The organism is Streptomyces prasinopilosus (assembly GCF_001419695.1).
GTDB lineage: Bacteria > Actinomycetota > Actinomycetes > Streptomycetales > Streptomycetaceae > Streptomyces > Streptomyces prasinopilosus.
In genome coordinates this window covers 32,204-45,640 of sequence record NZ_LIRG01000043.1, presented here as the reverse complement: position 1 = coordinate 45,640, position 13,437 = coordinate 32,204, and the positions used below count along the sequence as shown (strand labels likewise).

Below are 13,437 nucleotides of genomic sequence, written 5' to 3'. Positions count from 1 at the left end.
GTTCCCGCCTCCCCGTCCGTCCCCGCGGCGCGGCCCGCGTCCGCGGGGACGACGGCCCGCACTCCGGACGGAGCCCCCGAGGAGGCCCCGGGGCCGGATACGAAGTGACCCGTCCCCGTAGCGTGGGCGTATGACCACGAGCACGAGGACAGGGATGAGCACGGGTACGGACGCGGGCGGCGGCGCGGGTCCCGCCCCGAAGGGGCCGGAACGCCTGGTGGTGATCGGCGGCGACGCCGCGGGGATGTCCGCGGCGTCGCAGGCGCGCCGGCTGAAGAGGCCGGACGAGCTGGAGATCGTGGCGTTCGAACGCGGGCGCTTCACGTCCTTCTCGGCCTGCGGCATCCCCTACTGGGTGGCCGGGGACGTCACCGAGCGCGACGAGCTGATCGCCCGCGCGCCCGAGGAGCACCGCGCGCGCCGCATCGACCTGCGGATGCGCACCGAGGTGACGGAGATCGACGCCGGCCGGGGGCGGGTGCGCGCGCGGGACCTCGATTCCGGCGCCGAGTCCTGGACGTCGTACGACAAGCTCGTGATCGCGACCGGTGCCCGGCCGGTCCACCCGGAGCTGCCCGGCATGGACGCCCCCGGGGTGCACGGGGTGCAGACCCTGGACGACGGCCAGGCCCTGCTCGACACGCTGGAGCGCACGGCCGGCCGCCGCGCGGTGGTCGTGGGCGCGGGGTACATCGGTGTGGAGATGGCCGAGGCGCTGATCAGACGCGGTTACGAGGTGACCGTCGTCAACCGCGGCCGGGAGCCCATGGCGACCCTCGACCCCGACATGGGGCGCCTGGTGCACGAGGCGATGGAGGGCCTGGGCATCACCATGGTGAACGACGCCGAGGTCACCGGGCTGCTCACCGGGGACGACGGCAGGGTGCGGGCCGTGACCACCGCGGACGCCGAGTATCCGGCGGACGTGGTGGTGCTCGGCATCGGGGTGCGACCGGAGACGGGTCTGGCACGGGCCGCGGGGCTGCCCCTGGGCCGGCACGGCGGCCTGCTCACCGACCGGTCGATGCGGGTCCGCGGCTACGAGAACATCTGGGCCGGCGGCGACTGCGTGGAGGTGCTCGACCTGGTCTCCGGCCAGGAGCGGCACATCGCGCTCGGCACGCACGCCAACAAGCACGGCCAGGTCATCGGCTCGAACGTCGGCGGCGACTACGCCACCTTCCCGGGCGTGGTCGGCACCGCGGTCAGCAAGGTCTGCGACCTGGAGATCGCGCGCACCGGCCTGCGGGAGAAGGACGCCCACCGGGCGGGGCTGCGGTTCGAGACGGTCACCATCGAGTCGACCAGCCGCGCGGGCTACTACCCGAACGCCTCCCCCATGACGGTGAAGATGCTCGCCGAACGCCGCACGGGCCGCCTGCTCGGGGTCCAGATCGTCGGCCGGGAGGGCGCGGGCAAACGCGTCGACACCGCGGCGGTCGCCCTCACCGCCGGGATGACGGTGGAGCAGATGACGATGCTGGACCTGGGCTACGCCCCGCCGTTCTCCCCCGTCTGGGACCCGGTCCTGGTGGCGGCCCGCAAGGCCACCACGAAGATCCGCGCCACGGCGGGACGGCCGTCGCCGCGCCCGTCCTGACCGCCGCCCCGCCTACGCGGTCCCGTTGATCCGTTCGATCGCCTGCCGCGCCTGCTCCGCAGGAGGCCGCGCCTGCTCCACCGGGGGCCGTGCGTACTCCGTAGCGGGGCGGGGCGGCAGCGGCGACACGGAGGCACCGGTGCCGCCGGCGGCGGCGAAACCGGCCGCACCGGTGCCTGCCGTGCCCGCGGCCGCCGGCGGCTGCTCCCCGGCCGGCTTCGCGTGCGCGGCGGTGGGCCGCGCCGAGCGCAGGCGGTGGGCCACCGCCTCGTCCAGCGTCACCGGCCGCCGCATCCGGGAGGCGAGCCGTCCCGCCTCCTGGCCGAGCCGGGCGACGTCCTCCCAGGGGAGGCGCACCACGAGCGTGAGTTCCGCCTCTCCGTCGGGCAGCGCCTGTATCGCAGTGGTCACTCGGTCGTCCATGGCCCGTCCTCACGTCGGCCCCGCGGCCCCTTCCCCGCGCCGCGGGCGGTCGGGAAGGGATACGCGGGACCGGACGGCGGTGTTCAGCGGGGCGGGGATCCACCGGCGGGGCGGGGTGGTTCACCGGACGGCCCCCAGGGCACACGGGGAACGTGGTCATCCCCGTTCACGACGTGAATCCGGCACGGCGCACCCCCTGGGTCACCTATGCGCTGATCGCCGCGAACTTCGCCGTCTTCGTGTTCCTCACGCCCGGTGTCGTCGGCTCGCTGACGGGCGGCGGGGGCGGTCTCGCGGAGCTGTGCGGCCTCCAGGCGTTCCTGGACCGGTACGCGGCCGTGCCGCAGGAGCTGATCCACCACCACATGCCGCGTCTGGTGCCCACGGGCGAGACGGGCGTGGGCCCGCAGGGGCCGGGATGCGTGGTGGCGCCGCCGGCGTACGACAAGTCCCCCGAGCTGAGTGTGCTCACGGCGATGTTCCTGCACGGCGGCTGGCTGCACCTGCTGGGCAACATGCTCTTCCTGTGGATCTTCGGCAACAACATCGAGGACCGGATGGGGCACGTGCGGTACCTGCTGTTCTACCTGGTGTGCGGGTACGCGGCGGCGTACGTCTTCGCCCTCGCGGACTCCGGTTCGGGCGAGCCGCTGATCGGCGCCTCCGGGGCGATCGCCGGCGTCCTCGGCGCCTACCTGGTCCTCTACCCGAGGGCCCGGGTCTGGGTCCTCGTCCCCTTCCTGATCTTCCTGCCGCTGCGGCTGCCGGCCTGGATCGTGCTGGGCCTGTGGTTCGTGCTCCAGGCGGTGTACTCCTCCGGCGCGGGCGTCACCGGCGCCGGGACCGTGGCCTACCTGGCCCACGTCGCCGGCTTCGTGGCCGGCATGCTGATCGCCTGGCCCCTCAAACCCGGCACTCCCCCACCGCCCGAACCGGGCGGCGTCCTCTTCGGACGGCAGACCCGACGCTCCTGGTAGGGCCACCCGCCAGGGGCCGGGCAGTGGTGGTGGAGCGGCCCGCGCGACGCGGCGGCCGAGGGCCGCATCGGCCTCGACGAGCCGGATGCGCGTCCGGGGCAGGCGCTGACGTCCCGGACCCCCGCCGAGCCGGCCGTCCTGACCGCCGGCTCGCCGAGGCCGGACTCCGTCGGGAGCAGGCCGCCCCTGGTGCTCAAGGACGGCCTGTACGGAGCGTCCCGGGGCGCCGGGAGGTTCCCGGGCAGGTGATCACTCACGAGGGCCTTGGGGGGAGGCCGGATCGCCCGTGACTGGCTCGGTGAGGGGGATTTCGTCATGTACCTCGGGGACGGCTTCGTGGTCGGCGGCATCGCGGACCTCGTCGACAAGTTCCGCACGGAGCGCCCCGACGCCCGGATCCTGCTCACGCGTGCCTCCGACCCGTCCGGCTCCGGTGCGGCGGAGGGCACCCCTCAGCATCCGGAGAAGGTCATTCCGCGTTTCGTGACGACCCTGCCGAGCGGTGGCCGGGTACCGCTCCACGGTGACGGCGGCAACCTGCGGAACCGACTGCACGTCGAGGACCACGTCGACGCGGTGGAACCGGTCGGGGAGGCGGGCTCCCCCGGGGAAGATCTACGACATCGGCGATGGCGCCGGGCTTCCCGGCAAGGAGCCGACGGCTCTGCTGCCGGACGCGGTGGACGCCGGCCGGGACTCCGTGGAGTTCGTCGCCGACCGCAAGGGGCACGACCGGCGCTGCGCCGTCGACCACGGGAAGATCACCGCGCTGCCCGGGTGCCGGCCGCGCCGGGACTTTCTGGGACTTGCTCGCCGAGACCGTGGCCTGGTGCCGCGATCACCGCTCCTGGTGAGCGCCGCTCACGGGATCCTGGGTCGACGGGCCCTCCGCCGCCGGTGACCGGAGCTCATATCCAGCCGGACATGCTGGCGATGCGTACCGCGTCGAGCCGGTTGCGCGCGTCCATCTTCCGGACGGTCGTCGTCAAGTAGTTGCGGACCGTCCCGGGGGAGAGCGACAGCTTGACGGCGATCTCGTTGATGTCATCCCCCGCGGCGGCGAGTTGGAGAATCTCCATCTCCCGTTCCGTGAGCGGGCACCCGGTGTTGCCCCAGGCCGCGAGCGTCAGTTCGGTGTCGAAGACGCGGCGGCCCTCGTGCACGCTGCGTATGGCGTCGACGAGGTTGGTCGGGCGGGAGCTCTTCAGCACCAGGCCGCCGAGACCGGACGCCAGCGACTGCCGCACGGTGGCCAGCCGGGCGAATCGCGCGGTGAGCAGTGTGCGGCAGTCCGGCAGGTGCTCCTGGATCGCCATGGCGGCGAGGAGGCCCTCCTGCTCGTGCAGGTCGACATCGATGACCGCCACGTCGGGGCTGTATTCCAGAACCGTCCGGATCAACTCGCTGCCGACGCCGGTGGAAGCGACGACTTTGATGTCCGATTCACGTTCCAGTAAGAGGACCAGCCCCGCACGAACCATTTCCAGCCCTTCGGCAACCACAACTCGTATGGTCACACATCTCCTCAGTATTGTTACCGACAGAACCCCATCCTTGGTAATGCGAGTTTCAACTAAAACGGCTCTGCCACGATTAACCGAGTCCATGCAGAGCCGGAAAGGGAATGACGCAGCGCCCAGACCTCAAGGACCGGCCCGCTCTGCCGACCGGGTGATTTCACGAGGGCGCCCGCGGACCCCGCAGGGAATGAACGGTGCAGGCGAGTACGCACCTGAGGACCACGCCCGAGCGCCACTCATCGACTCCCCCGTCCTCTCCCGGCAAAACTGGCACGGTCTCACCAACCGAGCCCACGTACGACTATAAGAGGCGATTCGGGCAGTGGCTACGGGGTCACTGTGGGGGCGGAGGGAAAAGATGGCGATATCGCGGCCATGGAGTGACCGCATTTCGTGCCACTCTGGGAACATGACTGAGACGCCGTCCCGCATGCTCCGTCTGCTGTCCCTCCTGCAGAACAGCCGGGACTGGCCGGGGCACAAGCTGGCGGAGCGGCTCGGGATCAGTCCGCGGACGCTGCGCCGGGACGTGGAGCGGTTGCGGGATCTGGGCTACCCGGTTCACGCCATACCGGGCGTCGGCGGGGGCTACCGGCTGGAGGCCGGTGCCAGTCTTCCGCCGCTGCTCCTCGACGACGACGAGGCGGTCGCCATCGCGGTCGGGTTGCGGACGGCCGCGGGGGGAAGCGTGGCGGACATCGAGGACACCTCGATCCGCGCGCTGGCCAAGCTGGAGCAGGTGCTGCCCAAGCGGCTGCGCAGCCGGGTCAACGCCCTGCAGATGTACACCGTTCCCATGTTCACGGTGTCCCCGACCGTGAGCCCCGAGCACCTCGTGTCGGTGGCCCAGGCGTGCCGCGACCGGCAGCGGCTGGGGTTCACCTACCGCAAGCGCGACGGGGAGACGAGCAACCGCCTGGTGGAGCCGTACCGTCTGGTCCACGTGAACCGCAAGTGGTACGTGCTGTCCTGGGACATGGGGCGGCAGGACTGGCGCACCTTCCGCGTGGACCGCATGGAATCGTTGCTGTCGACGGGGGTGCGTTTCCAGCAGCGCGAGTTGCCGGCCGAGGACGCGGCGGCCTACGTGGCGCAGTCGATCACGTCCTCGTTGGCCAGCTACCGGGCGCTGGTCACCCTGCACGCGCCGGTCGAGGTGGTGGCGGAGCGGATCCGCCCGCGCGACGGGATCCTCACCGCGGTCGACGACCGGACGTGCCGACTGCGTTCGGCCGCCGACTCGCTGGAGTGGCTGGCGCTCACCATCGGGATGTTCGGCATCGAGTTCGAGGTGCACGAGCCGCCTGAACTGATCGACTACATCCGGGAGTTGTCGGAACGGCTGGCCCGAGCCGCGTCGCCGGGGCCGGGCCCCTCCGTGGCGGCGCCGCCACGGGAGGTTCCGGTCAGCGGGCCAGCAGCCGGGTGAACAGGGCGCTCAGCAGGTCCTGGGCCTCGGGCCCGGGCGCCGCCGCCGTGCGCCAGGCGACCACGCCGTCCGGGCGCACCAGGACGGCCCCCGCCCGGCCGATCCCGTAGGCCCGCGTCAGTTCGCCGGAAGGGTCGGCGACATCGCGGCCGACGAGATGGGCGTCGAGGCGCACGTCCAGCTCTCCTGCGGCGCGGAGGGCGGCCCGTGCCCACGGGCCGCCCTCCGGCGCCGCCAGGAGCACCCATCGGTCGCCGAACAACTCGACGGTGGAACGCCGCGTCCCGTCCTGTTCGATCCAGACGTGGGGGGCGCGGAAGCCGGGCCGGCCGGACGGACGTCGCGGGTCCTCGGCCGGCTCGGGGTCGTCGTCCTCGGCGGCCACGGCGTCGGAGCGGTAGCGGAAGCCGAGGACGACCTGCGCCGTACCGCGTTCCTCGGGAACGCTGCCGAGCAGGTGGGGGGCCATGCGCTGGGCGTAGACGGCGAGGGACTCGTCGACGACGAGGTGGGCCACCAGCGACCGCTCCGCTCCGTAACTGTCGAGGAGCCGCTCGCCCGCCTCGCCGCGCAGCACGGCGGCCAGCTTCCAGGCCACGTCGAACCCGTCGCCGATGGCGGTGTTGCCGCCCATTCCCCCGGTGGGCGGGGTGACCTTGGCGGCGTCACCGACCAACAGCACCGGCCCTTCGCGCCACCGGTCGGCGATGTACGCCGCCATGTCCCACGCCTGGATGTCGAGGATGTCCGGGACGAGCCCGGGCGCGTCGACGGCCAGCCGGATCAGCTCGGTGCAGCGCTGCGGTGTGTAGTCGTCCGGCGTCTCGCCGCGTTCGGGGTCGTAGCGGACGTAGAAGGTGTGCCGGTTGGGCCGGTCGGTGGGGCCGAACGTACCGGTGAAGAGCGGGTGTTGCAGGTAGTACCAGCCGGTGGAGCCGGGCGGTACGACGGCGGTGAGGTCGGCCTCGAAGATGACGCCCATGAAGTGGGCCAGGGTGCCGTGGCCGTGTCGGGTGATGCCCAGGCTCTCCCGGATCGCGCTGCGGGGTCCGTCGGCGGCCACCAGGTAGCGGGCGCTCACCGTGCTCTCCGCTCCCGTGTTCAGGTCGCGCAGACGGGCGGTGACACCGTCGTCTCCCGCCTGGAAGGAAACCAGTTCGGTGGCGAACCGGATGTCCGCGCCGTGCTTGGCGGCGTGGGCCACCAGGACGGGCTCCACCCTGTCCTGGGGGGCGAGCGCCCAGGGCATGGGCGTGCACCGCTCGGTCGCCCCGACCAGCTCCTCGAAGCTCTCCGCGAAGCTGTGCAGCACGCGGCCGCCCACCCGCTCCACGACCTTGATGGTGAAGTCGCCCTGGGCGCCGCGGATGTCGTCCGTGGCCAGGATCTCGTCGGCCACGCCGCCGAAGCGGAACAGCTCCATGGTGCGCGGGTTCTGGCCGGCCGCCTTGGGCAGGACCGAGGTGGTGGCGTGCCGCTCCACCAGCAGGACCCGCACGCCCCGGCGGGCGAGGAACAAGGCGGTGGACAGCCCTCCGAGACCGCCGCCCACCACGAGGACATCGACATCCGGCTTCGTCAAGGCCACCTCAACCTCCCGGGTTCGCGGCGCCTGCGGCCGCACCCCAGCGTCGGGCGCCCTGCTCGAATGGGTCACGAGGACCGGTGGAGCGCCGCACGGAAAATGGCTCGGCGAACCGGGCCATCGCGGCCATGAAGTGTCCTCATTGGAAGCTACGGTACTCAACGTGAAGCCGAGTGACCGAAATCATTTACAGTGCACGTTTTGTCCGCTCCATGTGACTACGGGGGGCGTTCTGTGAACACGCAGCCGACATGGGCCATCGAAACGTCCGGGCTCGTCAAGGTCTACAACGGAACGAGGGCGGTGGACGGCCTGGACCTCAGCGTCCCGACCGGTCTCGTCTACGGGATCCTGGGACCGAACGGCTCCGGCAAGTCCACCACCATCCGCATGCTGGCGACGTTGCTGCGTCCGGACGGCGGCACGGCCCGGGTCTTCGGTCACGACGTGACGGACGAGCCCGACACGGTCCGCCGCAGGATCAGCGTCACCGGTCAGTACGCCTCCGTGGACGAGGGCCTGACCGGCACGGAGAATCTCGTCATGATGGGCCGGCTCCAGGGCTACTCCTGGGCCCGGGCCAGGGAGCGCGCCGCCGAACTGATCGACGGGTTCGGCCTCGGTGACGCCCGCGACCGGCTCCTGAAGACCTACTCCGGTGGTATGCGGCGGCGGCTCGACATCGCCGCGAGCATCGTCGTCACCCCCGACCTGCTCTTCCTGGACGAACCGACCACCGGCCTCGACCCGCGCAGCCGGAACCAGGTCTGGGACATCGTCCGAGCACTGGTGAACGCCGGCACGACGGTGCTGCTGACCACGCAGTACCTCGACGAGGCGGACCAACTGGCCGACCGCGTCGCGGTCATCGACCACGGCCGGATGATCGCGGAGGGCACCACCGGGGAGCTGAAGTCCTCGCTCGGATCCAACGTCCTGCGGCTGCGCCTGCACGACGCCCGGTCGCGCGCCGAGGCGGAACGGCTGCTGAGCGCGGAACTGGGCGTCACGGTCCACCGCGACTCCGACCCGGCGGCGCTGACCGCACGGATCGACGACCCCCGGCAGGCCATGCGGGCCCTGGCCGAGTTGTCGCGTACGCCGCTGGAGGTACGCAGCTTCTCCCTCGGCCAGTCCAGTCTCGACGAGGTGTTCCTGGCCCTGACCGGCCATCCGGCCGAGGACCGGCACGCCGAGGAAACGGCGGAAGAGGAGAGGGCGGCATGACCACATCCCCCGACACCGTGGATTCCACGACCGCTGCGGGCGGCCGGCTGCGGACGGTGCTGTCCGCGGGTGAACGCCCGGCCCGCGCGACGGCGGTGTCCGCCACGCTGACCCATCTGTGGCGGGCGATGATGGCGTTCAAGCACTTCCCGGTGCAACTGATCGACATCGTCCTGATGCCGCTGATCTTCCTGCTGATGTTCACATACCTGTTCGGCGGGGCGTTCGCGGACTCCACCGAGGAATACCTGCAGTTCTACCTTCCGGGCGTGACGGTGCAGGCGGTCGTCATGATGACGGTCTACACCGGCACCTCGCTCAACACGGACATCCACAAGGGCATCTTCGACCGTTTCCGGACGCTCCCCTTCTGGCAGCCGGCGACGCTGGCGGGCAGTCTCCTCGGTGACGTGCTCCGCTACGTCGTCGCCCTGGCGACCACGGTGTCCCTCGGCCTGCTGCTGGGCTTCCGGCCCGACGGCGGCTTCCTCGGCGTACTGGCCGCGGTCCTGGTGCTCATCGTCTTCGGGTTCAGCGTCAGCTGGATCTTCGCCGCCCTGGGCGTGGTGGCCAGCGAGCCCGAGCGGGTCTCGGGGACCAGCATGATCGTGCTGTATCCGCTGCTGTTCATGAGCAACATCTTCGTCATGCCGGAGACGATGCCGGGCTGGATGCAGGCCGTCGTCGACGCCAACCCGATGAGCCACGCGGCGACGGCCTCCCGCGAGCTCATGCACGGTACCGCCGGCTTCTGGGACGTGGGCCTGGTCCTGTGCGTCTCCGCCGGTCTGGTGGCCGTCTTCGCACCGCTGACCATGCGTCTGTACCGCAACAAGAACGCCCACTGACACGGGTGCCGGAGTGCCGCTCGCACCGCGCTGGAGCGTTGTTGAGGGAGTGTGAGCGGCACACCTACTGTCCCCGGAGACATGTCCCGGAGATTTCACCGACACCTGGAAGGGGCGCCTCCCGTGGTCCGGTTCCCGCAGACTCCCTCAGCGGCGCACACACGAACACGGCCGGCCTCCGTCGTCGGCCGGCACGATCCCCGCTACCCCGATCTGGTCGGCCGCGGCATCAACGCCCGTTTCGCCCCCGACCCCGACACCATCCGGGTGGTGGCCACCGCGGAGCAGGCCGTACGGGCGGTGCAGGACAGCGTGCGCGACGGCACCCGGCTGGCGGTGCGCAGCGGAGGGCACTGCTTCGAGTCGCTCGTGGACGACCCCGCCGTCACCACGGTGATCGACGTGTCCGAGATGCGGTCGGTGTACTACGACGAGGAACTGGACGCGTTCTCCGTCGACTCGGGGGCCACCCTCGGAACCATGTACCGGAGCCTGTACCTCGGGTGGGGCGTGACCGTCCCGGCCGGACGCTGCCCCGAGGTCGGGGTCGGCGGTCATGTGGCGGGCGGCGGGGGCGGAGCTCTGTCCCGCAGGTACGGGCTGTCGGTCGACCATCTTCACGGGGTCGAGGTCGTGGTGGTGGACTCAGGCGGGCGGGCACGGCTGGTGCGGGCCACCCGGGAGCCGTCGGATCCGCACCGTGACCTGTGGTGGGCCCACACCGGTGGGGGCGCGGGCGGCTTCGGTCTGGTCACGCGCTACCTGTTCCGCTCCCCCGGCGCGGACGCGGGCTCCCGGCCCGCGGACCCGGGCCGGCTGCTGCCCGCGCCACCGGCCTCGGTGTTACGCAAGACGGTGCGCTGGGACTGGCAGAGCATCGACGAGGCCGCCTTCCTCACGCTCGTGGGGAACTTCGGCACCTGGCACGAGCGGCACGCGGCCCCCGACGACCCGGGCACCCGGCTCGACAACAGTCTCGCCCTGCCCCGGACCGGCGGCGGGCCCCTGACGCTGGAGACGGCCGTCGACGCCATGCGGCCCGACGCGCAGGAGCTCACCGACCGGTTCATCGCGGAGGTGTCGAGGAACGTCGGCGCCCGCCCGGAGGTCTCGGCGACCACGCTGCCGTGGCTCGCGGCGACACTCGTCCCGGACGAGTTCGCCGGGGTCAAGGGCCGGTTCAAGTCCAAGGCGGCCTTCCTGCGCACCGGGTGGGACGAACGGCAGGCCCGGCTGGTGTACCGGCGGCTCACCGACACGTCCGACTACCACAACCCCGCCGCGACGGTCTACCTGCTCTCGCACGGCGGTGAGGTGAACCGGCCCGGCCCGGCGGACACGGCCATGGCCCACCGGGACGCGGTGCTCAAGACCTACTGGTCGGTGTTCTGGTTCGACGAGGCAGAGGACGCCCTCCACCTGGACTGGGTCCGGGCGTCCTACGAGGAGTTCTTCGGCGACGCCGGCGGAGTGCCCGACCCCGATCGCGGCTACGGGGGTGCCTTCGTGAACTACGCCGACGCCGACCTGGCCGAGCCGGACCTCAACCGCAGCGGCGTGCCCTGGCACCGTCTGTACTTCCGGGAGAACTACGCCCTGCTCCAGCGGGCCAAGGAACGCTGGGATCCGGACGACGTCTTCCGGCACGCCCTCTCCGTCCGGCTGCCCGGGGACGACGCCCCCGGGATCAGCCGATCCGGAACTCCGGGACGTAGAGGATCCAGCGGCCGCCCTGCTTCGTGAACTCCGCCTCTCGCGCCTGGACTTCTTCCAGATGGTTCCAGGCGAAGAGCAGCGCGTAGTCGGGGTAGGGGGCTCGGAACTCCTCCGCGGAGCGGATGGGGATGTGCGATCCGGGGAGCCGGCGGCCGATCTTGGCCGGCGTGGTGTCGTAGACGCACGGCAGCAGATCAGGGCCGATCCCCGCGTAGTTGAGCACCGTGGCGCTCTTGGCGGTCGCCCCGTACCCGACGATGTAGAAGCCGAGGTCACGCAACTCGCGCAGCCGGGCCACCAGGTCCCAGCAGACCCGCTTGACCTGGGCGCCGAACTTCTCCAGCGTCGTCAGGTCGGCGAGCCCGCGCCGGTTCTCCTCGGCGATGAGCTCGCCGACCCGGGGGCTCGGCTGCCGCCTGCCCGCGCGGGCGATGGTGTAGCGGACCTCGCCGCCGTGTACCGGGAGCCGTTCGACGTCGACCAGTTCGAACCCGAAGCGTTGGGCGGTGGTGCTCACCGAACGGGCCGTGAACAGGTAGAAGTGCTCGTCGTAGATCTGGTCGAAGGTGTTCTTCTCGATGATGTCGCCGAGGTAGGGATCCTCGAAGACGAAGACGCCGTCCGGAGTGAGCAGGGCGTCGACGCCGCGGAAGACGGAGTCCAGGTAGGGGATGTGACAGATGGTGTTGGCCGCGTAGACGACGTTCGCGGGCCCGTGCTGCTCGGCGATCTCCCGGGCCGTGGACTCCTCGAAGAACGCGGTCCGCACCTGGACGCCCTCGGCCCGGGACACGTCCGCGACACCCCCGGAGGGCTCCACGCCCAGGTGCCGGACACCGGCGTCGCGCACCGTGCGGAGCATCACCCCGTCGTTGCTGCCGATCTCCACGCAGAACGGGTCCTGCCCGGTCAGCTCGGTGTCGATCAGCCGGCGGGCGGTGGCCGCGAAGTGCTCGCGCATCCGCTCGGACCCCGACGAGTGGTACGGGTAGTCGTAGCGGAACATGCGGTCCCGGGGCACCTCCTCCAGCAGCTGGACCATGGTGCACGTGGCGCACATCCCGACCGCGAGCCGGAAGAAGAACTCGTCGTCGAGCTCGTCCTCCGACGGGAAGTGGTCGGACAGCGGCTGGCGGCCGAAGTCGAAGAACTCCCGTACTCGACCACCGCAGATACGACATGTCGATTCGTTCGGCTCCATGATCCCTCTCGATGCTGGGTGGCCGCCGGGCCGGGGCCACCGCCGGGAACGTTCCGGGACACTCATTCGTCGACGAAGGCGACCGCGCGGGCCCAGCCGGCGCCCGCGCCGGCGATCTTCACCGGGAAGCAGGCGACGTGGAAGCCGTCGCACCCCGGCAGCGCGGCCAGGTTCCCCAGTCGCTCGATCTGGCAGTACTCCCGCTGCCGGCCGGTGACGTGCGCCGGCCAGAGCACCGACCGGTCACCCGTCTCCCGGTACCGGCGGATGACGGCGCCGAACGGCGCGTCCAGGCTGAACGCGTCGGTGCCGATGACCCGCACACCGTGGTCGAGCAGCAGGTTCACGGCGGGACCGTCCAGACCGGTGAAGTCGGTGAAGTACCGCTCCGTCCCCACCCTCTCGAAGGCACCGGTGCGGAGCAGCACGATGGTGCCCGGCTCCGGCACCCGGCCGATGCGGGCCAGTTCCTTCTCCAGGTCCCCGGCGCCGGCCGTCGGCCCCTCGCAACCGGTGAGGTCGAGCAGCAGCCCCGGGCCGTAGAACCAGTCGAGCGGCAGCTCGTCGATGTTCCGCGGCCTGCCGTCGCCGTAGTGCGCCCGCGAGCCGTAGTGGGAGGGAGCGTCTATGTGCGTGCCGGTGTGGGACGTGAGCGTGAGCCTGTCGAGCGACAGGAACTCACCGTCGGGCAATTCGTCGGGGTCGAACTCCACGCCGAAGTGACGCCGCATCTCCTCACTCATGTGGACGGCGCCGTCCCGAGGGCTGAGCACCTCGTGCCGCACTTCGTCCGGTTCCCATCCCGACGCGTCCACCGCGCTGGAGATGTCGATGATCCGCATGCTCATCGCCTCCGCTCCTCTCGGGCCACCCCAGCACACCGGTGAGCCCTAGAGCGGCGGCGGAACGCC

General features: G+C 71.4%; 11 protein-coding genes and 1 pseudogene. 7 read left to right on the top strand and 5 right to left on the bottom strand.

Annotated elements, in window-relative coordinates:
- Positions 1–154: 154 nt before the first annotated feature.
- Positions 155–1,600, top strand: coding sequence for an FAD-dependent oxidoreductase (locus AOK18_RS02905; RefSeq protein ID WP_055693224.1), 1,446 nt, complete (start codon positions 155–157; stop codon positions 1,598–1,600).
- Positions 1,601–1,612: 12 nt separating this feature from the next.
- Here AOK18_RS02905 and AOK18_RS02900 read toward each other — a convergent pair whose 3' ends face one another.
- On the bottom strand, positions 1,613–2,023 hold the full coding sequence (locus AOK18_RS02900; RefSeq protein ID WP_055693223.1) for a hypothetical protein: 411 nt from the start codon (positions 2,021–2,023) through the stop codon (positions 1,613–1,615).
- A 152-nt stretch (positions 2,024–2,175) separates the two neighbouring features.
- On the opposite strand from AOK18_RS02900, the gene AOK18_RS02895 reads away from it, so the two are divergent.
- Both AOK18_RS02895 and AOK18_RS32365 read left to right on the top strand, forming a co-directional pair.
- On the top strand, positions 2,176–3,000 hold the full coding sequence (locus tag AOK18_RS02895; protein ID WP_055693222.1) for a rhomboid family intramembrane serine protease: 825 nt from the start codon (positions 2,176–2,178) through the stop codon (positions 2,998–3,000).
- A gap of 279 nt (positions 3,001–3,279) precedes the next feature.
- A pseudogene (locus AOK18_RS32365) lies at positions 3,280–3,993 on the top strand (NAD-dependent epimerase/dehydratase family protein); the annotation flags it as partial.
- Here AOK18_RS32365 and AOK18_RS02880 read toward each other — a convergent pair.
- Entirely contained in the window at positions 3,909–4,607 is a 699-nt protein-coding gene (locus tag AOK18_RS02880; protein WP_079104818.1) for a response regulator transcription factor, read from the bottom strand. The pseudogene AOK18_RS32365 and the gene AOK18_RS02880 sit on opposite strands and share 85 nt — an antisense overlap.
- A gap of 322 nt (positions 4,608–4,929) precedes the next feature.
- On the opposite strand from AOK18_RS02880, the gene AOK18_RS02875 reads away from it, so the two are divergent.
- Positions 4,930–5,949 (top strand): helix-turn-helix transcriptional regulator, encoded by a 1,020-nt coding sequence (locus tag AOK18_RS02875; protein ID WP_055571839.1) that lies wholly within the window; start codon positions 4,930–4,932, stop codon positions 5,947–5,949.
- Here the strand turns inward: AOK18_RS02875 and rdmE are convergent.
- Positions 5,927–7,537: an aklavinone 12-hydroxylase RdmE gene (gene rdmE / locus AOK18_RS02870; RefSeq protein ID WP_240503031.1), complete on the bottom strand. Its 1,611-nt coding sequence runs from the start codon at positions 7,535–7,537 to the stop codon at positions 5,927–5,929. The two genes, AOK18_RS02875 and rdmE, sit on opposite strands and share 23 nt — an antisense overlap.
- 231 nt (positions 7,538–7,768) lie before the next feature.
- On the opposite strand from rdmE, the gene drrA reads away from it, so the two are divergent.
- The 3 genes from drrA (at position 7,769) to AOK18_RS02855 (ending at position 11,352) form a co-directional block, all read left to right on the top strand.
- Positions 7,769–8,761, top strand: coding sequence for a daunorubicin/doxorubicin transporter ATP-binding protein DrrA (drrA, locus tag AOK18_RS02865; RefSeq protein ID WP_055571840.1), 993 nt, complete (start codon positions 7,769–7,771; stop codon positions 8,759–8,761).
- The gene (gene drrB / locus AOK18_RS02860) at positions 8,758–9,609 is read left to right on the top strand and encodes a daunorubicin/doxorubicin ABC transporter permease DrrB (protein ID WP_055693219.1); all 852 of its coding nucleotides are present in this window, start codon (positions 8,758–8,760) and stop codon (positions 9,607–9,609) included. Before drrA ends, drrB begins: the two co-directional genes overlap by 4 nt.
- 123 nt (positions 9,610–9,732) lie before the next feature.
- On the top strand, positions 9,733–11,352 hold the full coding sequence (locus AOK18_RS02855) for an FAD-binding oxidoreductase (RefSeq protein WP_240503030.1): 1,620 nt from the start codon (positions 9,733–9,735) through the stop codon (positions 11,350–11,352).
- Here the strand turns inward: AOK18_RS02855 and AOK18_RS02850 are convergent.
- Together AOK18_RS02850 and AOK18_RS02845 are read right to left on the bottom strand one after the other, a co-directional pair.
- Entirely contained in the window at positions 11,297–12,526 is a 1,230-nt protein-coding gene (locus tag AOK18_RS02850) for a class I SAM-dependent methyltransferase (RefSeq protein WP_055693218.1), read from the bottom strand. The two genes, AOK18_RS02855 and AOK18_RS02850, sit on opposite strands and share 56 nt — an antisense overlap.
- Positions 12,527–12,588: 62 nt before the next feature.
- A complete protein-coding gene (locus tag AOK18_RS02845; protein ID WP_055571867.1) occupies positions 12,589–13,368 on the bottom strand; it encodes a cyclase family protein in 780 nt (259 codons plus the stop codon).
- Positions 13,369–13,437: the final 69 nt, after the last annotated feature.

Bases quoted from the DNA above. Each gene is read 5' to 3' on its own strand.
- AOK18_RS02845 (WP_055571867.1), bottom strand. From the start codon at position 13,368: ATGCGGATCATCGACATCTCCAGCGCGGTGGACGCGTCGGGATGGGAA.
- drrB (WP_055693219.1), top strand. From the start codon at position 8,758: ATGACCACATCCCCCGACACCGTGGATTCCACGACCGCTGCGGGCGGC.
- AOK18_RS02900 (WP_055693223.1), bottom strand. From the start codon at position 2,023: ATGGACGACCGAGTGACCACTGCGATACAGGCGCTGCCCGACGGAGAG.
- AOK18_RS02880 (WP_079104818.1), bottom strand. From the start codon at position 4,607: ATGGACTCGGTTAATCGTGGCAGAGCCGTTTTAGTTGAAACTCGCATT.
- AOK18_RS02905 (WP_055693224.1), top strand. From the start codon at position 155: ATGAGCACGGGTACGGACGCGGGCGGCGGCGCGGGTCCCGCCCCGAAG.
- AOK18_RS02850 (WP_055693218.1), bottom strand. From the start codon at position 12,526: ATGGAGCCGAACGAATCGACATGTCGTATCTGCGGTGGTCGAGTACGG.
- AOK18_RS02875 (WP_055571839.1), top strand. From the start codon at position 4,930: ATGACTGAGACGCCGTCCCGCATGCTCCGTCTGCTGTCCCTCCTGCAG.